Below are 20,425 nucleotides of genomic sequence, written 5' to 3' on the forward strand. Positions count from 1 at the left end.
AGTAGACTCATGTTTTTGCTTATTTAAAAGCCTCTTCTGCGCTTACTGATAATCTCTCGTTTTCAGTGGGGCAAAGATAATAACTTATTAACACGCAAAACAAGTTTTGTTAACTTAAATTTCATATGACATCACATTTTAAGCCTAATGCACTGAAATGCAGAAACAAAAATTTTAAACATTTGTTTGGAGGAAGGGCGAGAATGGGCTGGAGCGTGGATGGGGTGGGAAGAGAATAAGAAGAATGGTCGTTAATCATGTATGGCTTACGGCTTATTAACCTCCTCTACCCTAGCCCTGATAGAAATGGTTACCCCGCAGTACGCAAGGAATAGCTCTTGGTCTTGGTGCGGGAACAACGGCGCGAGGAGTAGAAATGGATAGCAGGAAATAGCTCCTGAATAAAGTAAATAGGAAAAGTGAAAAGGAGAATTACAGCAGGAAAGCATACTTATATAGTACAACCCAAATGGTATTATGTCTTTTTACGTTTAAGAAAATGAATGATACTACTGACATCCTTACTGGATCACAAAGATTGCGGATAGTAGAAGTTGGTTGTTCGCTTAATTTATGTAAAGGAGAAAAAGAATACTTGTCAGAATAACCTTCAAGGGTGTGAATAACGCAACTAAGACACCTGCAGTATAGCGAAGATTGTAAATCACTGATCAGAAAAAGCGTTTGATCAAAATTTTATATACATAGTAACCAATGAGACAGCCAATGGTATCGGCTACAACATCCAGGGTTTCCATAGATCTTCCCAATCCCATCTCTTCCTGAAGAATTTCAGTAAGGAATGCATATATAAGAATGATCTGGAAGAAATAGGAAAATTTTATTCTAGGGAATGCGGCCATAAAGAAGAATCCGAGTGCGGCAAATATACTTAGGTGTAAAGCTTTGTCGATACCGTTGAACATGAACCAATACTCACGATTTTCTTCGCCGGGTTTAAGAAGCATATAAGTAAGAAATGCCCAATAAATGGGCAGTATCTTACTAAATATTTTTGAAATCTTATCCAATGATAGCTTTGTACTCGTCTGCAGAAAGTAGTTCTGACTGATCTGCCCCATCAGCAATTTCTAATTTGATGATCCATCCGTCTCCATAAGGATCTGTGTTTAATAATTCAGGCTGATCTTCCAGATCTGTATTGAACTCAATAACCTTTCCTGAAATAGGCAAGAATAGATCTGAAACTGTTTTTACGGCTTCTACACTTCCGAAAACATCTCCTCCATTAAGAGCATCATCTACTGTATCAACATCTACGTATACGATGTCTCCAAGTTCCCCCTGAGCAAAGTCTGTAATACCGATTGTAGCAACATTACCTTCGATCTTGATCCATTCGTGATCTTTCGTGTACTTTAATTCTGATGGTGTGTTCATTTTTTAATTTTTATTTTGTACAAATGTATTCAAAAATATAGTAGCTTCAAATATCGGATATAAAAAAAGTCCTTCAAAACTGAAGGACTTTTATGTTTGTATCGTTTTTAGAATCCACCTCCGGAATCTCCGAATGTAAATGTAGCTGAAATACCAGCTCTGATCGTAGACAGCGGGAATGCTGTGGAGATCTTATACTTCGAGGTCATCTGTTCGTAGAACACTCTCAGGTTCAGATTCTCGGAAACATTATAGTCAGCAGAAAGCTTGATATTCATCAGTCTCTGTCCTCCTGTTACCTGGGAATCATTCAGCAGAATATTCATGATGGAAGTTCTGCTATCTCTCAAGGAAATATCTCCTCTGATATTAAGATCACTTCCCTTTCCTCTTGTTCCTCTTCCTCTGATATTGGCTGTTCCCAATCTGAAGTTTCGGATAATATATCCAAGTCTTACCACATATTCTGAGTTGGCATCTTCGGTAAGGGTTTGATTAACTAATCCCAGGATCAACATTCTTGTTCTGTTATACTGTAATCCGAACTGCATATTATTCCTCATCGTAACATCTACTCCGATAAGTGGTGAGAAAGATTCCACATATCCTACCTGAGCGAATGTATAAGGATTAATTTTATCCCCATCATTTTTAGTTATATTCCCGGCATCATCTACTGTCTGGTAATATCCGTTCGGGTTACTATGATAATCTATATTACTTTGAATTCCTGTTGCCGTATAGGTTGCGGTGTAGCCATGTAAGATATCAAACTTCGTAAACTGTCCGCTGATTATCGGGATATTCTTTAATCCTGAATAGGTAATCCTCCAGTTTGGTAACGGGAATCCTGATTTTTTAGGATTCGTCATCGGCGATACAGATTTCCCTTCCATTGCGGCTCTGAATGCAGGAATCAGTACATATGCATTTCCTATGCTGTAATGCTTGGCAAATCCGTTGTTATCCAATGCACCCGTACCACCTAACTGTTGTGAAAGCGCTCTTGCGTTTTCTCTGATAGCCTGATATACGGCCTGCCCATCTTTAAATGACGAACTAAGCAGCATCGTTGTGTTGGAATAGGTTATCATATCATTAGCAAATGTAAAGTCCGGATTCGGAACGCCTCCATTTGTATAATTAAATCCTGTATGTGAAAAATTACTGTTATAGGTATGCAATACATTAAGGTCTACTCTTAAATCATTGATTGGCATAACCTGTAAGTCTGCCCTTAATTCTTTTGTAGACATTCTCACATATGGATCCGTCATATAGTTGGAGCCACTTACCCATCCGTTTTCCATTACAGTTCTTCTGATATCTGCCTGCGATCCGAGAAGGAATCCAAGTGTAGGGCCTCCTAATGTTTGTCCATAACCATACCAGTTTGGAGCGGATAGCAATCCAGGAAGTACCGTACCGTTATTTTCTGTATAACTTACATTCAACTGTTTGAAAGAAGTCAGGAAGTATGCAGCTCCCTGAAGAACAGAAAGTTTATTCTTGAACTTATGTTTTTTGTATCTGTATCTGTTTTTCTCCCATTGCTTTGTATAAACATTGTTCAGAGAGTCCATCTCCTGTCTTCTTTTCTGAAGTTTAGCATTAATCTTTTTAAAATAATTAAACTGTCCGAAGAACTTAGGAAGGTCTGCTGAAGCTGTTGCCTGAATAACATTGGTATTCTGCCCTATAGATCCTAAACTTGTTACTTTATTAGTATCAGGATCCACAAAACCAAGCAATGAAGTAGATCTTGCATTCCAGTTATAGGTAAATCCATATCCTAATTCTGCATCAATGAAATCCAGATAAGGCAGATACTGGAATGGCAGTTTATAGTTCAATTGTGCTCTGTGATTATACAATACCGGTCTTCCCGATCTGAATACATTTCCGAAAATCGACTTACTATCCATCGTATTTACATCTATGTTATCGTTAAGCGTTCTGGTTGCAGAATTGATTTCAAGCTTTAATGCTTTTGTGAAATTGAATCCTAATCCATACTGCCATCCGAAATAGAAGTTTCTGTTTCTGATTGCATCAAAATCGTTTCCAATATTTCCACTCATAATAGCTTCCACATTTCTAAACTCAAGCTCATTATAATTTCTGTCGATTTCAGTTCTGAAAGAGATTCTTGTAGGAATAGGATTAATATTAAACTCTTTCACCCATCTCAGGTATTTGGCAGATTTTGCCGTATCGCTGATCATTTTATTGAAAGGCTTAATTACCCAAGGTTTGAAAGTGTAGTTATAATCAATGTATCCTCTCAGGTATTGTCTGTAATTTCTCTTCGTATAGATATCTCTGAAGTAATCATCGTTATAAACAGCTGTTACCGAAACGTTCTCAATATCATAAAACTTAGGCTTCTTATTTGGGTTTACCCTTTCTTTATGCATATTAACAACTCCAATACTTCTTTGCTGAGTATATGTTCTTGCTACTTTCTTCAACTGTTCTTTATTCGGAGCCTTGTTAAATTCTACGTCCGTATCCAATGGATTGTATTTCGGATCTTCAATTGTCTGTGAATAAGAATAGTTTAAAGGAATTTTCACACCTGTCTTTTCAGGAAGGAACTTGTCTACATTAATCGCGGTATTGATACTGAATGCCGATTGTGTAGATTGTGTTCTTTCTGCAGGTTTTGAATCTATATTTCCGAAACCTACTGATGTATAAGAAGCGTTCGTATTAACGGTTGCCAGGTCTCCAAGGTTAAAGTTTAAACTTGCATTTCCAGCATAACCTCCGTCATTTTCAATTTCGGAAAGACGGATTTCATTTACCCAAAGAATTCTGTCTATAGAACCTCCTGTTCCTCCGGCTACTTCTCCATTTCTTACCCCAATAACCATTGTAGTAATATTTCCTAAACTTGGACGCCCTTTGATGTAAATCTTTTTATCATTCTCTCCACCTCCAAAAGCATTATCTAGTATTCTTACATTAATTTTAGTTGAATTATTTTTATCCCTTCTAATTTTTGCATCTACAAAATTTTGAATATCAAGATCCACATCATTCTCCATTGGCCAGATTTCCATTGGGGCAGTGGCAGTAGTAGGGGTTAGCTTCAAAGACGCTTCATATTCATAATAGTTGTCCGTAGCATCAGTCCCAAAACGGATAAAAAATTTAGTCTTTTGATCCATCCCGATTACTCTGTTAATCGGATCATGAGCGTGAACAAAAAGTTTAAGCTTCTTATATCTTCTCATATCTAATGATGTATTTTTAAATACACCTTTTGACTCACCGTTTGGAAGCTTATTAATTTTCATATACAACGAAGCTTCATTTTGTCTTTGTGCTCCGGCATTTCCACTTAATACTTGTCTGTCGATACCAGGAGGCAATACATACGGAGGCTGATTGAGAGCATTCTCTTCAATATTTACACTTCCTACATCAAGATCGCTTGTACTCACTTCCGTACTTCCCTCATTTAATGCAGGGTCTACAATTGGAGCACCAGTCACAGGATCTTTTATTTGGTAAAGAGCAATATTTTTAGGATATTTTCTCCAATCTGATCTTACAAGGTCCATTGTTCCGAATCTTAAAGTAGAAGTCTGATCGAATCCTGCCAGCATTAATCTTGCAAATCTTACGTTATTCAGTACTCCGGCCTCATGTGTACCTTCCTGCAAATCATATTTGGAAACAGGAATTCTGAACAGGTACCATTTCACATCTGCAGTTTGTCCGTTCTGAAAAGATGCTTTTACGGTTTTAACATCTACAATATTATTATCTGCACTTAGTGATAAGCTCTGCTGATCAAGTTTTATAACATACTGATTATAGTTTTCAGTCTGATCCAGATTATAATCTTTATTGATATCTTCAACATCCGGAGTTTGTGAAGATACGTTCAGAGAGTTTGCCTCTGAGTTTCCTTCCGGATTTCTGAAATATTTGTATCGTTCTACAATTGAAGCGGCCTGGCTTCCTGTAAATTTATCCGACATGTAAAATACGAAGTCATCCACTGCAGGGTCAGCAATATTGGTCACCGGGTTTACAAATGTATTTCCAAATCTCATTGCTTCCTGATCCGAAGTAAGACCATCATATCCCGCATCCTGTACTCTTCTTTCATCTCCTTCTGTAGAGAAAGCATATAGGATTGGCGGTTGTTTTGGCTGTACTCCCCAGTTTGAGTTTGTTGTGGAAGATGGTGTGCCCGGAGTTGGAAGTCCGTTTTCATATTGCATTTTTCCATCTTTCAGAACATCTTCGGAAACGTTTCCTAAATGCAGTAAAAGTTTTGGATTAGTCCCCAGTGTTTTCCCGTCAGCATAAGGATCCATCATCCAGAATTCAACGTATTCGATGTTTGAAGTCACAAAGTTCGGAACACTGATTGATCTCATAATTCCGGCCCATCTGCTTTGCGCCTGTTCTGTTGCAGGGTTTACGTTGTATGGTCCTTTTTCTTTTGGAAAGTAAGAAATATCGAAAGTATTCGTAAAGGTTTGTTCACCTGCTACGAAATCTCTGTTATTATAAATCTCGGAATATTGTACTCTTCTGGAGGCATGGTTGGATACAGACTGTGGTGTAATTCCTGCAGGAGCTTTTCCTCCTACTCCCCAGAATCTCGGATCGATATTATACCATGTTAATAACCCTCTTCCATATCCACTTGTCAGGTCATTATCTCCTGGTGGAGTATTGAATGGCGGCAATGTATTTTTTTCAGGTTTTGAGGCCAGACTCCATGCTGCAGGTTCTTTTAATGATATTTTTGAAGTGGTCTGTTCAAAATCATCAATATAAGATTGATTGTTAGTTCCTTTATTTAATCCAGGCATCAAATATGCTGCTTCCATTTTGAAGTTTAAGTTGGAAGGCGCTTCCGTTTTTACCATAGGAAGTTTATTGGTCAGCCTTGTCAGGTAAGGAGCCTGATTATTGTACATTAGGTTGATCCCCGCCATGGTATTGTTCACTGCTTCCTGTCCGAAGTTTACCTTCTGGGTAAGCGGAGATTCGGAATAATTAATTACAGTTCCTCCCAAAATAAAATTCTCGCTGAACCTTCTTTCTAAATTCAATCCTAAGAATCGTTTTCTCTGGGTATTGAATGTTAATTGGTTTTCCAGTGAGATATTGATAGCCTGTCCGGATTGTTTTACATTTTCATTAATGATGGTAACGGTTCCAAGCATGTAGTCTACCGTATAGTCTACTCCTTCGGTAAGCTGCACACCATTTGCAGCAACTTTTACAGATCCCTGGGGAACGTTTACAGCTCCCAAAGAAATCCCTTGTCCCTGAACACCTTTATAACGCCCTTCTATGGTATACCATTGAGGTAATGGCGACTGAGGAAGCTTCTGCTTATCATATAAATCATGAAGCACATATTTAGGGTCATTTCCTACCAAACTTTCCATGTATTTACCGAAGGGTTCTACTTTGGTAAATATAATCCTGCCGGTTTCCGGTCTTATGGTGAGCCCGTTCACAAAGTCAAAGATCCCATCTCCCTTACTTCCGTCTTTATTGTTCTGAATATCGCCGTTCATATTAAGACGATCCCAGTTCATTAATTTCAGAAGGTTGATATCTTTTATGGCTGCAGGAGCTTCGGGAAGATAATTTACCTTACCTCCCGTTTTCTGGTCTCTGTAATAAATGTTAAGAATGAAACCATCGGGTGCTACCTGTCCCGCATCCAAAGAATAAATATTCTTCATCATCAGCGGCCACATCGGAGACTGTGTATTTATTCTGTTATTTACCCTAAGAACTTTAGTGATTAGTACAGGGCTTTCTTCAGAGAATTCTCCTACTTTATATACTTTATTGCTTCCGTTAACGGTGTATGAATAGGAAACCGCTAAAAGCTGCTGGTCATTAAGTTTCTGGTTCAATGAAATATATCCAAGCTGTGGCTGAAAGATAAATTCGTTAGCATTCAGCTTTCTTGCTTTTGTAGCAACAATATATTCTTCTCCGTTATCATAAGGAGTTGCGGTTCCCGAGAAAGTCTTTCCCTGAAAAGCAGTAGTATAATTTTTGCCAGCGTCTCTTACTCCTGCAGCGGCTGATATTTCATCATATAAGCCGTTCAGAGAGTTATCCGGTAAAGGGGCCGTTCCCGCCGGACCTTCTCCCAGGTCCCTGATCCCAATAATACTTTTCTGATAGGCCAGATTACTGTTTCCCTGATCCAATACCCAGACTTCCAATCTGGTAATATTGATTGTGGAATTAATCTGTGGATAATTAGCTAAAGCACCATCATATTTATCAAGGAAATAATGTCCTAAAAAGAAGTGCTGATTTTCTTCGTAGTCAATGGCGTTGACCTTAAAATTGTTCATCACACCACCACCCTGTACTACAATATTTCTGGCTTCTCCCTGTTGCTGGGAAAGAACAACGGTTCCAAAGGTTTTTCCTAACTGAAACTCTGTTTTAACCCCGAATAATGATTGTGAACCCCGGATTAAGCTTGTTGAAAGCGGCATATTTACGTTACCGAATTCAACTCTTTTAATAATTTTATCTTCTCCTCCCTCATTAGGTTTATCTACATTACCAAGTCCTTTGCTCTGAAGGTCTTTCCAGCTTCCTTTTGCCTGCCAAACGAGGTTCATTCTGTTTTCGAACGCAAAACCACTCTGGGTGTCATAGTTGGCCTTCAGTTGGAGGTTTTCTCCTACTTTCCCCAATAATCCCAGCTGAATTCTCTGATCGATATCAAAGGTAAAGCTCGTCCTGTTCTGCGGCAGGATCATTGGATTGTCTATTTTCTGGTAAAGTCCGGCAAAGTCGAGGGATGCGTAACCGGAAGGAATGATTTCAATTTTGTTGCCGCCAAAAATGGTTTCGAACAGCTTATTATTAATTTGAAGTGAAGGAATAAGCCCCTTCTTTCTTGCATCTGTTTTATCTCTTCTGAAAAGAAGACTGTATTTATCGGATTTCTCTTTATAATATGCCTGAGTTTGGGTAGCGAGCATATATTCTTTATACTCTTCCGGAGACATCGCCTTAGGAGGTCCTATTATTGTATTTCCGATTTTGGGATATACGTAGTACATCCCGGTTTTTATATCGTAATAGGCTTCATACCTTGTAGGGTCAGCCACTTCATATTGTTTTTTTATGATCGCTGTGTCCTTTTTTACCTGTGCAAAAGCACCGATAGACATGCACAGGAACGAAAGAAACAAAAATATGTTAAAATGCTTATTATTCGCCACCAAATGTTAAATGTTTTTTAAAATTTGTTTAACCAATTCTTCTACCGAGATGTTTGGATTTTGTTTTATAATTCTATCTGCAATTTTCTCGCTCGCTCGTTTAGGAATCCCTAAAACTTCTAATGCAGATAACGATTCTTCCTTAATTTTATTATCTGTGATTACAGAAATATTCGCGGCAGGATCACTGAATTTCTGGACTTTATCTTTAAGGTCTACAATGATTCTTTCGGCTGTTTTTGCACCGATTCCTTTAGCTTTCTGAATCAATGCACTATTACCGGAGAGAATTGCCGATGCAATCTCATCAAGGCTTAAAGTAGAAAGCAGAATAAGTGCTGAAACTGCCCCTACTCCGTTAACGCTTATTAACAGATTAAACATTTCTTTTTCTGAACGAGTGTTAAAGCCAAACAGAAGATGAGCATCTTCACGGATGATCTGCTGAATAAATAAAACAGTTTGCTGATTTAAAGTAAGTGTCTGTGAGGTCATTAAGCTGATCCCCACATAGTAGCCAACGCCTTGTACGTTGATCACGGCATAGGTAGGTGTAAGTTCTTGAACAGTACCTTGTAAAGAAAATATCATTATTAATTTTTGAAACTCCCCAAATATAAAAATTTAACCCCCAAATACAGCATTAAAGGTTAAAATAAATTGTTTTTAACGACTATGGATATTTAATCGCTTCTGACAATTCTATAGGATTGTTGCTTTTTTTGAGGTAAGATTGTACATTTTTTGTCATTTCCCTAAAATTGATTTCTAAATCATTTCCCTTTTCATCCTTAAGCTTTGCTTTCACATTTCCAGAGCTCATCTCACGAAACGGATCATTATAATAATCCAGCATTACCTTTTTAAAATTATTCCTTGAGATTTCCATTGGCTTAGAACTAACCCCCTCAATATTCATTTTATAAAAGCTTTTTTTCAACCCTGAAAAGGAGAATTTATAGGAGCGACTTTTATCTTCCATCTCCACAATCAGACCTGGTAATCCTTTGAAGACATAGGGACCTTCCTGTAAGGGAATATCCTGTGTAAACCAAGCTTCCCAATCCCTTCCCTTATAGCTTAATGTTGCTTTCTGACAGTTATAACCATATTTTTTAGCAACCTCTTTCTCTATTTTCCAGTTCAGCAGTATAGGATCTGTCAGTTTATATACATCGGATAATATATAGTAATATCTTGAACTTCTATTCTGCTTATCCTTCACTGCATCAAAAACATTATCTGGTACGATAAAACCTTTAAAACCAGTACTTCTCAGAGAGTCTACCTCATATTGTTTTTCTGTACAAAATCTGGATTCTCCATCCTGGACGAGGAGCACCATTTTTTTTGATATTGTCTCAGAACTTAATGTATCTTCTTTATAGACAAGATTATAGTCTATTCTCATATCCTGAGAATAAAAATTTTGAGCGAATGAGAAAAGCAGAATTACTATGAATGTTTTCAATGGCATATATCAGGTTATTAGTTTTGTTGTTATGTTCTTTGAATAGGATGATATTAAATAGTAAAAATACATCACTATATATTGTTGCTAAAGATAATAAAAACCTCACTAAGAGAACTGATTGTTCTAAAAGTTAATAAATTTCCGGGTATATAAACAAAAAAAGCACCTTTTATCAAGGTGCTTTTGTATAATAAGGTCAATCAAATTACTTTTTCTCTCTTCTCTGTGCATCAAGAACAGCAATCGTTGCAAGGTTTACGATCTCATCTACGCTTGAACGCATCTGAAGAACGTGTACCGGCTGCTTTAATCCCATAAGAATTGGCCCTATTACCTGCGCCACTTTCATTCCTCTTAAAATTTTATATGAAAGGTTTGCGCTTTCTAAATTCGGGAAGATAAATGTATTTGCCGGTGTTGTTCCTAGTTTTGAGAAAGGATAATCACTCAGGTGGTCTGCATTCATTGCAAAATCCGGCTGAATTTCACCATCTACTATCATTTTAGGATATTTCTCATGAAGGATGCTCACTGCTTTTGCTACTTTTTTGGACGTTTCAGAGATGGCCGCAAAGTTTTCAAATCCAAGCATTGCAATTCTCGGTTCTATAGCGAAAGATTTCACTGTAAATTCTGCCATTTTAGCAATATTTACAAGATCTTCTGCCGTAGGATTCTGATTGATGGAAGTATCTGCGAAGAAAATAGGTTTCTTTTCAGACAAGATCATCATCATAGCTGCAATTTTGTCTACTCCTTTATCTTTTTCAATAACTTCCAGAACAGGGCGTAATACGGAAGTATAGTTTTTAGAGAATCCTACAATAAGTCCGTCTGTGTCTCCGTGTCTCAGCATCAAAGGTCCGAAATAATCTCTCTGGCGAACATATCTCTTAGCTTTGTACTCGTTCATTCCTTTTCTCTGGCGAAGTTTCCAAAGGGTTTCTCTGTATTTCTTTCTGTTTTCTTTCTGATCGTCATCGCTTGGATCAATAATTGGGACATCCAGATTGATTCCGTAACGTTCCATTTGCTCCTTGATGTATTTTTTATCTCCTAAAAGACTTGGGTAGGCAATTCCTTCTTCATAAAGAATCTGTGCTGCTTTCAATACGTTATATTCTTCAGCATTTCCAAGGGTAATTCTTTTCGGATTGGATTTCGCACGGCTCTGCATCATTCTTACGAGTCTCTCGTCTCTTCCCATCCTGTCTAAAAGCTGGTGCTCATACTCTTCGAAATCTGTAATGGTTTTTCTCGCCACACCACTTTCCATAGCTGCTTTCGCAACAGCACTTGACACTCTTGTAATCAATCTGTTATCAAATGGTTTCGGAATGAAATATTCTCTTCCGAATTGCAGATTCTGAACGTTATATGCTAAGATTACAGCTTCTGGTACCGGTTCTTTAGCCAGATCAGCAATAGCGTGTACGGCCGCCAATTTCATCTCTTCGTTAATTCCTGTAGCCTGTACATCCAATGCTCCACGGAAGATATAAGGGAATCCTAATACGTTGTTTACCTGGTTAGGATAATCACTTCTCCCTGTTGCCATGATCACATCTTTACGGGTTTCAAGTGCAAGATCATAAGCGATTTCCGGATCCGGGTTCGCCAAAGCAAACACGATTGGATTTTCGTTCATACTCAATAACATCTCAGGAGTCATTACATTTCCTTTAGACAGCCCAACGAAAACATCAGATCCTTTTACGGCATCTTCCAGGGTTTCAATATCTGTCTGAGCAATGAAATCCAGTTTTTCCGGAGTAAGGTTTTCTCTCTTATGATTAATTACTCCTTTACTGTCACACATCAGGACGTTTTCTTTTTTCAATCCTAATGAAATATAAAGCTTGGTACATGCAATAGCCGCTGCCCCTGCTCCGTTCACTACCATTTTCACCTCATCGATGTTCTTGTTGGCAATCTGCAGAGAGTTAATCAATGCAGCTGCAGAAATAATAGCTGTTCCGTGCTGGTCATCGTGCATTAAAGGAATATTCAATTCCTCTTTTAATCTTTGCTCTATATAAAATGCTTCAGGAGCTTTAATATCTTCAAGGTTAATTCCTCCGAAAGTAGGAGCAATACCCTTTACAATTTCAATAAATTTATCCGGATCTTTCTCATCAATCTCAATATCAAAAACATTGATATCTGCAAAGATCTTGAAAAGAAGACCTTTCCCTTCCATTACCGGTTTTGAAGCTTCGGCTCCAATATCACCAAGTCCAAGTACGGCAGTACCATTAGAAATTACGGCTACCAGGTTTCCTTTTCCTGTGTAATCGTATACAGTTTCCGGCTTGTCATGAATTTCCATACAAGGAACTGCTACTCCGGGAGAGTAAGCCAGTGACAGGTCTCTCTGAGAAGAGTGTGGCTTTGATGGAATTACTTCAATTTTTCCTTTGGGTTCTGCTTTATGATAATCCAGCGCGGCCTGGCTAAAGTTTTTTTCGTCACGATTGTTGTTACTTGACATAAAATTTCGTTTTTTGTTTAAAGGATATATTTAATGTGGTAATCTACTAAGCTTTCAATTGGTTTCTGCACAACATGTCCCACATTTAAATTAAATTCTGCGGCTACAGAACGTAATATATTTTCATAATAATAAGCGATAGAACCAATGAAATTGATCTCGGCATCATTGGCTTCCTGATAAGGGAGAACCTGGTATTCAAAGAAGCTTTTCATTTCTTCAAAAACCATATCCATGAAATAAGGATGATCTTTTCTTTCGATCACAAATTTGGTAAAATTAGCCAAATAGGCATTGGGTCTTGGCGTGTGATACATGTTTTTCAATGCATCTTCTACGGTAAGATTATAATCTGCTTCAAATTCATGGTGAAGATCTGAAGGCAATTTTTTCATGAAGTATCTGCGCACCAGTTGTTTTCCTATTGCACTGCCGCTTCCCTCGTCTCCGATCAGGAAACCGAGTGAAGGTAATTCGATCTTCAGGCTTTCACCATCAAAAAAGCATGAGTTTGATCCTGTGCCCAGAATGCACACGATAGCAGGTTTTCCACTGTATGCCGCATAAGCAGCTGCAGTGAGGTCTTCCTTTACAATGATTTCAGCTTTTCCAAATACTTTCTTAAGTTCTTCTTCTATGATTTCGCAGTTCTTTTTCACACCGCATCCGGAGCCATAAAAAAAGACCTTGGTAATGGAATTCTTTACCGATATCAGATTGCTATTTTTTTGTATTTCAGGAGCGATAAGTTCTCTGTTGATAAAGTTCGGATTGAAGCCTATGGTTTCTGTTTTCAGAAAGACTTTTTTAAAGTCATCCAGTATTACCCAATCCGTTTTAGTAGAACCACTATCTACAATAGCAACCATATTTTAGATTTTAATTTAAGGGTGCTAAATTATGAATTTATCTTCAATTAGCATTTAAAAACAATCTGGAAGCTGTCTAAAATCATTAATGTTTAATCTTTGTTTTTTTTTCATTGAACTGAATAAGCCAATCTTCAATTTCATCTTCAAGATAAGAAGCCTGCAATACCATTGCATTGATAAAATCATCCGGAACGGGTTCTCCGCTCGAGTTCTCAAGATTCCACAATTCATTAGACATATTTTCATACTCTGTGTACACTCTTTTGAAGCGGGAATTTTCTTTCTCAAGAGCCTCAATATTTTTTTGTTGAAGCTGGAATTTTCTGTATTTGTTTTGACGTTTCATACAAATATTGTTATAAATTGGGTCATAAAATGTTGGAGTATATGCTCTTTACAAGGCATTACAAGATAGAAAAAACCATCAACACAAAGAGTTGAAAATGAATTTATTATCAGGTCTTAATTACATCATTCTGAATAATAAATTTAGAAATAATTTTTATTTAAAAAAATATTTTAACAACTTTTTTCAGTGTTTAACATATAGTTATAAATTTGCATATTCATATTGTAAAGTTCTATAATTATTGACAGTTTAAAATCGTTATCAATATATAGAATAGGATAAAGATCTCGTCTGATGAGATATAAATCATTCCTGTACTACATATAATATGGAAAATATTTTAGTTTTTATATTAATTGAATGAAAGAAATACTCTTACGCCAGAAACAGGTTTTGTTCTTCATTATTGCAGGAGGACTGAGTGCTATTGTAGAAATTGGCAGTTTTAAGGTCTTCAGTACCTACCTTCCTCATCTTTTTGCAAGGGAAACCAATTTTTATGGTGTGCATTATCCTTTAAGCAACATTTTTTCTACCAGCTGTGGGATTATCACTAATTATTTTCTGAGCATATGGTTTGTTTTTGAAAGAGGAAAACATTCTAAAAGAAAAGAGTTCGCCTACTTCATGGTAGTTTCTTTCTTTTCTACTTTAGTGAGTTTAGGTTTTTTCCAGGTATTTTACAGTTTTATATTTAAAGATAATATCAATTTAATTTTTTATACCTTGAGCCCGGAAATGATTAGTAAAATTGCAGCTATCTTACTGGTTTCAATTCTGAATTATTCGGTAAAAAAGAAAGTAATTTTTAACGGTTAAGCGGTGACAAAAATTTTAAATTATCTGTGGAGATTTTGGCTGTTGCTATTGGCATTTGTTCTGACAGTCACTATCGGGATTCCTGTTTATATTTTATCTTTTAACAAAAAACATTATAAGTACGCTTATAAACTTATAAGAATCTGGTGTTTCGGGATGTTTTACGGTATGGGCTTCAGATATGATCTCATCCATCTTTCAGAACAGAAAAAAGATAAGAACAAGCCTTATGTGTTCATTTCCAACCACACCTCCATTATGGATATTATGCTTACCTGCATTCTGTTTCCGGATCATCCGGTCTGCTTTGTGGGAAAGAAAGAACTGGTGAAGATTCCTATATTCGGAACTATTTATAAAAGAATATGTGTAATGGTAGACAGAGCCAGTGCAAGAAGCCGTGCCGATGTATACCGACGATGTGCTGAAAAAATGGAAGAAGGCAACAGTATTGCCATTTTCCCTGAAGGCGGTGTGCCGGATGATACATCTATTATTCTTGACGAATTTAAGGACGGGGCATTTATCCTGTCTTCAAAACACCACTCTCCTATTGCTATGTATACTTTTATAGGGCTTAAGGAAATGTTCCCGTTTGAAAGCTCAAAGGGCTATCCGGGACGGGTAAAGGTCTATTTCAACGGAATCCTGGAACCTGCTGATTCTCCAAAAGACTTAAAAGCAGAGGCCTACCAGGAAATAAAAAAAACCTTATTAAAGTATTCCGTTTAAAGGAAATAGTTATATTTGTTTGTGAAATCTATAATAAATATGTCAAATTATTCTAAACAAACCAATTGGGCACAATTCATTCCGTTGGTTACTGTATTCTTCTTTTGGGGATTCGTAGCAGCCAGTAATGATATTCTTATCCCAGTTTTTCAAAAAGCCTTCAATTTATCCCAAACAGAAAGTATGCTGGTTCAGATATGCTTTTATGTGGCTTACACAGTAGGTTCTTTAATTTATATGATCGTATCAAAAGGCCTGAAACAGGATTTGATCAATAAAATCGGGTATAAGAACGGGCTTATTCTGGGGCTCCTTATTTCCGCACTGGGAACGCTGTTATTTTATCCGGCAGCCAATATGCATTCATTTCCTTTAATGATCTCAGGATTATTTATTGTAGGTTTAGGGTTCTCCCTTCAGCAGATTGTTGCCAACCCGCTTGCTATTGAAGTAGGTCCTACAGAAACAGGATCTCAGAGATTAACAATGGCGGGAGGTATTAATAATCTGGGGACTACCATAGGACCGCTTATTGTAGCGTTTGCTATTTTCGGTTCTGCTTCTGCAGCTAATACGGAAGCAAGTATTGAAAGTGTAAAAATACCTTATCTGATATTGGGAGCAGCTTTCGCTCTTGTTGCCTTAATGCTAAAGTTTTCTTCACTTCCAGCTGTAACACCAACCAATACTGCCGATACGGACGATAGCACTCCGGGAGAGCACAGAAGTTCAGCATTCCAGTATCCACAATTAGTAATGGGAATGATCGCTATTTTTGTGTATGTAGGAGTAGAAGTTTCTACAGCCAGTAACCTTCCGGCTTATATGGAAAAAAATCTTGGATTTGAAACAAAAGAAGTGGCTCCTTATATTTCTTTATACTGGGCTTCATTGATGATTGGCCGTTGGACAGGTGCTGTAGAAGCATTTGATGTAAGTGCAGGATTCAAAAAAATATTAAGATTCCTTGCTCCTTATCTTGCATTCGGTGTTTTCTTACTGGTGAATGCAATTGCTAAACACGATCTTACTCATTTCTATGTATATGGGTTTATTATCATTGCAATGATTATCTGCGATATCCTGAGTAAAGGAAATCCGGCAAGAATGCTTCTCATCTTTTCCTTAGCGGGAATCACAGCACTTTTGATCGGAATGTTCACTGCGGGAATGGTTTCTGTATATGCATTTACAAGTGTGGGACTTTTCTGTTCTACATTATGGCCTTGTATATTTGCACTGGCGATTAACGGACTTGGAAAACATACCAATCAGGGTTCAGGATATCTGATCATGATGATTATGGGTGGTGGTATTGTAAGCTTTATACAAGGTTATATTGCCGACATTACAAACATTCACTTCAGTTATATCGTAGGAGTTATCTGTTTTGCTTATCTTGCGTTTTATGCGGTCCGTGTAAGCGGAATCTTAAAGGCTCAGGGTATTGATCTTGATAAAGTATCGAAAGGTAATGGTCATTAATATATCAAAAACAATATATAAGAAGAAGAGATTTTGGGCAGGTTTATTACTTGCCCAATTTCTTTTGTTCTACTGTTTCTCCAAACTGAAGATAACAGTCTCTTTTTTTGAACGTTTTTTCGAACTTCAGAAGAAAGCTCATCAGATGCTTTTCAGCTGGATGCCCTTTTCAATGGGGGATGTTATATATGTTGTACTGGGAGTTTTTATTTTGTATTACCTGATTGGATTATGTAAGAAAAGCAGGAGGAATAATTCAATGATAAAACTCCTTATCATTATTAACATTTTCTATTGTATTTACCAGATGTTCTGGGGGATGCTGTATTTTCAGACGCCTATTATTAAAAAGCTTTCCAGCCAAAAAGAGCCGGACATTGATAAAGCTAAAAAGCTGGCTCTCGTTTATCTTGATAAGTGCAAAACTACCCGGCAGGCCGTCCGTGAAAATGAAAAAGGGATATTCATCATCACTGACCTAAAATCTGTTCAGAAAGAGATCCTCTACCAACAGACGAAAATTCCTTCTTATATTTCGGATAAAAATGTACCGGGAGTTCTTGCCATTAAACCGAGTTTATTTAAGAACATCATGAGCTTTACAGGAATTTTAGGGTATTATAATCCTTTTACTGCGGAAGCCCAGTATAATTCTGAACTGCCTCCTACTTTTATTCCTTTCACTACGGCTCATGAAAGTTCTCATCAGCTTGGTTTTGCGAGAGAACAGGAGGCCAACTTCGTGGGATATCTGATTGGGATCAACTCCACGAATCAGGATTTGAAATACAGCACAGAATATTTTACATTAAAGAGCCTTTTAAGATTCATTGTGGAAGAGGATCCTCAGTTTGTAAAAAAAGCTCTTAACAATTATTCTCCGGGCATGAAAAGAGATCGCGCCTATGAAAAAAGCTTTGTCTTCAGTCACCAGGGATGGCTGGATGATTTCTTCGGATTTACCAACAATCTGTTCCTGAAGACTAACCAACAGGAAGGTTCTGTTACTTATTCTTACTTCATAGACCTCCTTTTAAATTATGAAAAGTAGATAAAAAAAAGAATCGTATCAGGCGATACGATTCTAAAAACACAAATGATGAAAAAAAATTTATTACCTTGACTTGTTCCCTCATTCAAGGCGTTGTAAAAGTACGACATATTTTATAAATACAAAAACATTTCCATTCTTTTTTAAAACTTTATGAAAACTTTATGATTTTTTATGTTTTTTTGAGTTTGTTTGCCCATGAGACCAATCATAGTCAATTCTCCCATATAACTACAAAAAACCAGATAAATTATACTTAATTTGATAATAACACAATAAATCAAACATTTGTTTGAATAAAAATTATTCCAGTTATTATTCATTTCTCACCAGAAGAAAATTGGAGTTATTACCTATAAAATTCAAAATATATCCAAAAAATGTGAATCGCTTTTAATGCATCAATTTAAAGATATATTTACTCTAAAGTTACAATCCTCTTTATATGGAATGTCCATTTGTTTTTCCTTATCATACTTTATTCTATCGAAAAGGATTTTATTTACTTTCTTTTTTATTTTCCGGCTTACATTTTTTTCACGATTGAAGAGTATGGAGGTAAAGTTGTCTTCAGAAATAGGTATCATTCTGAAAAGTATTTCAAAAGGCGACTCCGAAAATAAAATATTGAAACTCAAACCAAATCTACTAACAACCGATTTTATCTCACTAATAAAAGAAAAATATTTTTGTATATTTAAAACATCTGTGTATTTTAGATAAAAATATTAATATGATTTTTGACAAACTAATTAACTATCTAAAACTTGATAAACAGGAATTCACATTCCAGTTCAATTCTCATCCAAATTACCCGTCCGCATTGGCTTTTAGTGATACCCTTAACTTTATGGGAGTAAAAAATGATGCTTATGAACTTGACAAAGAATATTGGGATGAACTTCCGGAAGAATTTATTGCAATTGTTGAAAATTCTTTCTCTTTGGTAAAAAAATCAGGAAACGGTTATGCGGTTTATTCAGAAAAGGCTAAAAATTTTGATAAAGAAGAGCTTTATAATAAATCTACAGACTTTGTACTGCTGTTTGAAAAAACGGAAAGTGCAGAAAGTAAACTGGCCTTTAATTTCAAACCGGTACTCTATGGAATTTTTGCCGTTATTCTAGCTTATTCTTTTATAAGCCAGACTATATATGAAGCGGTCTTCAATCTTCTTTCGCTGGCAGGAGTATATATTTCCCTTGAAATTTTCAATCAGAAATTCGGGAATACCTCTACTGTAATCGGAAGTATATGTGGAGGCGGTGCCGCAGCTACCCAAACTACCAATTCATGTGATAAGATCATCAAACAGGATAAAACCAGTATCTTAGGATTAAAATTTTCAGATTTTTCACTGATCTATTTTGCAGGACTTGCCGTATTGGGACTTTTCTTACCGGCAACGGCTTATATCGTAAAAGGATTTACGTTTGTTTCCGTATTGGCAATTGGATATTCTTTATATATTCAGGCTTTTGTAGAGAAAACGTTTTGTAGAGTATGTCTTTTGATCATCTCCATTCTTGCAGGTCAATTGGTGATCAGTATTCTCTTCTTCCAGGATCTTTCTTTTACAGTGGGGGCACTTTTACTGACTGTTATTCTATGGGCCTTAATCTTTTCTTCTATTATTTATTTCAATACACTTCTTGAGCAAAAAGAAGACCTTCAGAAATCTAATGCAAAGAATCTTAGATTTAAAAGAAATTATGAGCTTTTCAAAAGCCAGATGCAGACCAACGAAAAAATAGAATTTCAGGATAATCAAACTTTTTCAGTGGGAAATAAAGAGGCAAAACTTCGTATTGCCATCGTTTCCAATCCTTATTGCGGTTTTTGTAAGGATGCCCACAAACTGGCAGAAAGTCTTCTGGAAAAATATCCAAATGATATTTCTCTACAGATGAGATTCAACTATACGCCTGAAAGAACACACGATAAATACACACAGCTTATATCAGACCTTACTCATATTTATCATAACAAACCTGAAAAGGAATTCTTACACGCTGTGGAAAAATGGTTTGAAACAAAAGACGAAAGTCAAATCAATGAGCTTTCCGGAGGAACTGTAACCTCAGAAAATCTGAATCCTCTGGTTGAAATGTCCAGAGAAAACAGCAATGCAGGATTAAGCTTTACTCCGATCTTTATTATTAACGGATACCAGTTCCCGGACAAGTATGATCGTGAAGATATTGTGTTCTTTATTGATGAGTTAATTGAAGATGATGAACTTTAGTAAATAAATCTCATCCATTCAAAAATTTCACTATCTTAGGAAAAACAAAAACGACCTCCGGAAAACAGAAAATTATAAAATTATTACCGGAAATAGTTGGGAAATATAAGTTGAGAAACCCCTCTGATACTAAACTTAACTGAGTGTTCTCTTCCTAAAATAACCATAAGACGCATGCAACAAATGGAGCTGTTTTCAGTAGACCATTTTATTGAATTATAATTGAATTAAAGTAAAAATGTCGTCATCCATTGACGGCATTTTA

14 protein-coding genes are annotated in these 20,425 nt (G+C 36.6%); 5 read left to right on the forward strand and 9 right to left on the reverse strand.

All coding sequences use genetic code 11. The annotated features are described in order from the left end of the window. Positions 1-121 precede the first annotated feature (121 nt). The 9 genes from F3J23_RS21850 to F3J23_RS19335 form a co-directional block, all read right to left on the reverse strand. Positions 122-259, reverse strand: a complete 138-nt coding sequence (locus tag F3J23_RS21850) for a hypothetical protein (RefSeq protein ID WP_167032810.1) — start codon at positions 257-259, stop codon at positions 122-124. A 412-nt stretch (positions 260-671) separates the two neighbouring features. Continuing rightward, entirely contained in the window at positions 672-1,082 is a 411-nt protein-coding gene (locus F3J23_RS19300; RefSeq protein WP_167032812.1) for a VanZ family protein, read from the reverse strand. After that, positions 1,024-1,401 carry a glycine cleavage system protein GcvH gene (gene gcvH / locus F3J23_RS19305; protein WP_167032814.1) on the reverse strand — a complete coding sequence of 126 codons (378 nt, stop codon included), beginning with the start codon at positions 1,399-1,401 and terminating at the stop codon, positions 1,024-1,026. The genes F3J23_RS19300 and gcvH overlap by 59 nt, the downstream gene beginning before the upstream one ends. Positions 1,402-1,508: 107 nt before the next feature. After that, the gene (sprA, locus tag F3J23_RS19310; RefSeq protein WP_185156485.1) at positions 1,509-8,591 is read right to left on the reverse strand and encodes a cell surface protein SprA; all 7,083 of its coding nucleotides are present in this window, start codon (positions 8,589-8,591) and stop codon (positions 1,509-1,511) included. A 57-nt stretch (positions 8,592-8,648) separates the two neighbouring features. Next, the gene (gene ruvA, locus F3J23_RS19315) at positions 8,649-9,233 is read right to left on the reverse strand and encodes a Holliday junction branch migration protein RuvA (protein ID WP_167032818.1); all 585 of its coding nucleotides are present in this window, start codon (positions 9,231-9,233) and stop codon (positions 8,649-8,651) included. Between the two features lie 82 nt (positions 9,234-9,315). Continuing rightward, positions 9,316-10,113, reverse strand: coding sequence for a GLPGLI family protein (locus F3J23_RS19320; protein WP_167032820.1), 798 nt, complete (start codon positions 10,111-10,113; stop codon positions 9,316-9,318). 208 nt (positions 10,114-10,321) lie between these two features. After that, a complete protein-coding gene (locus tag F3J23_RS19325) occupies positions 10,322-12,607 on the reverse strand; it encodes an NADP-dependent malic enzyme (RefSeq protein WP_167032822.1) in 2,286 nt (761 codons plus the stop codon). A 17-nt stretch (positions 12,608-12,624) separates the two neighbouring features. Then, positions 12,625-13,476, reverse strand: coding sequence for an ATPase (locus F3J23_RS19330; RefSeq protein WP_167032824.1), 852 nt, complete (start codon positions 13,474-13,476; stop codon positions 12,625-12,627). A gap of 85 nt (positions 13,477-13,561) precedes the next feature. Next, positions 13,562-13,825: a hypothetical protein gene (locus F3J23_RS19335; protein WP_167032826.1), complete on the reverse strand. Its 264-nt coding sequence runs from the start codon at positions 13,823-13,825 to the stop codon at positions 13,562-13,564. Between the two features lie 363 nt (positions 13,826-14,188). Between F3J23_RS19335 and F3J23_RS19340 the strand changes: the two genes are divergently transcribed. The 5 genes from F3J23_RS19340 (at position 14,189) to F3J23_RS19360 (ending at position 20,160) form a co-directional block, all read left to right on the forward strand. Continuing rightward, positions 14,189-14,647, forward strand: coding sequence for a GtrA family protein (locus F3J23_RS19340; RefSeq protein WP_167032828.1), 459 nt, complete (start codon positions 14,189-14,191; stop codon positions 14,645-14,647). A gap of 3 nt (positions 14,648-14,650) precedes the next feature. After that, positions 14,651-15,379 carry a lysophospholipid acyltransferase family protein gene (locus F3J23_RS19345; protein ID WP_185156483.1) on the forward strand — a complete coding sequence of 243 codons (729 nt, stop codon included), beginning with the start codon at positions 14,651-14,653 and terminating at the stop codon, positions 15,377-15,379. Positions 15,380-15,418: 39 nt separating this feature from the next. Then, positions 15,419-16,864, forward strand: a complete 1,446-nt coding sequence (locus F3J23_RS19350) for an MFS transporter (protein WP_167032830.1) — start codon at positions 15,419-15,421, stop codon at positions 16,862-16,864. Between the two features lie 64 nt (positions 16,865-16,928). Beyond that, positions 16,929-17,915: a DUF3810 domain-containing protein gene (locus F3J23_RS19355; RefSeq protein ID WP_228455390.1), complete on the forward strand. Its 987-nt coding sequence runs from the start codon at positions 16,929-16,931 to the stop codon at positions 17,913-17,915. A gap of 733 nt (positions 17,916-18,648) precedes the next feature. After that, a complete protein-coding gene (locus tag F3J23_RS19360; protein WP_167032834.1) occupies positions 18,649-20,160 on the forward strand; it encodes a thioredoxin domain-containing protein in 1,512 nt (503 codons plus the stop codon). The last annotated feature ends 265 nt before the right edge of the window (positions 20,161-20,425 follow it).

It is taken from the genome of Chryseobacterium sp. Tr-659 (assembly GCF_011752975.1).
Taxonomy (GTDB): domain Bacteria; phylum Bacteroidota; class Bacteroidia; order Flavobacteriales; family Weeksellaceae; genus Chryseobacterium.

Excerpts from the sequence above, each read along its gene's own strand:
- F3J23_RS19330 (WP_167032824.1), bottom strand. The coding sequence starts at position 13,476 with ATGGTTGCTATTGTAGATAGTGGTTCTACTAAAACGGATTGGGTAATA.
- gcvH (WP_167032814.1), bottom strand. The coding sequence starts at position 1,401 with ATGAACACACCATCAGAATTAAAGTACACGAAAGATCACGAATGGATC.
- ruvA (WP_167032818.1), bottom strand. The coding sequence starts at position 9,233 with ATGATATTTTCTTTACAAGGTACTGTTCAAGAACTTACACCTACCTAT.
- F3J23_RS19360 (WP_167032834.1), top strand. The coding sequence starts at position 18,649 with ATGATTTTTGACAAACTAATTAACTATCTAAAACTTGATAAACAGGAA.
- F3J23_RS19350 (WP_167032830.1), top strand. The coding sequence starts at position 15,419 with ATGTCAAATTATTCTAAACAAACCAATTGGGCACAATTCATTCCGTTG.
- F3J23_RS19335 (WP_167032826.1), bottom strand. The coding sequence starts at position 13,825 with ATGAAACGTCAAAACAAATACAGAAAATTCCAGCTTCAACAAAAAAAT.
- sprA (WP_185156485.1), bottom strand. The coding sequence starts at position 8,591 with ATGTCTATCGGTGCTTTTGCACAGGTAAAAAAGGACACAGCGATCATA.
- F3J23_RS19300 (WP_167032812.1), bottom strand. The coding sequence starts at position 1,082 with ATGGGGCAGATCAGTCAGAACTACTTTCTGCAGACGAGTACAAAGCTA.
- F3J23_RS21850 (WP_167032810.1), bottom strand. The coding sequence starts at position 259 with ATGATTAACGACCATTCTTCTTATTCTCTTCCCACCCCATCCACGCTC.
- F3J23_RS19340 (WP_167032828.1), top strand. The coding sequence starts at position 14,189 with ATGAAAGAAATACTCTTACGCCAGAAACAGGTTTTGTTCTTCATTATT.
- F3J23_RS19325 (WP_167032822.1), bottom strand. The coding sequence starts at position 12,607 with ATGTCAAGTAACAACAATCGTGACGAAAAAAACTTTAGCCAGGCCGCG.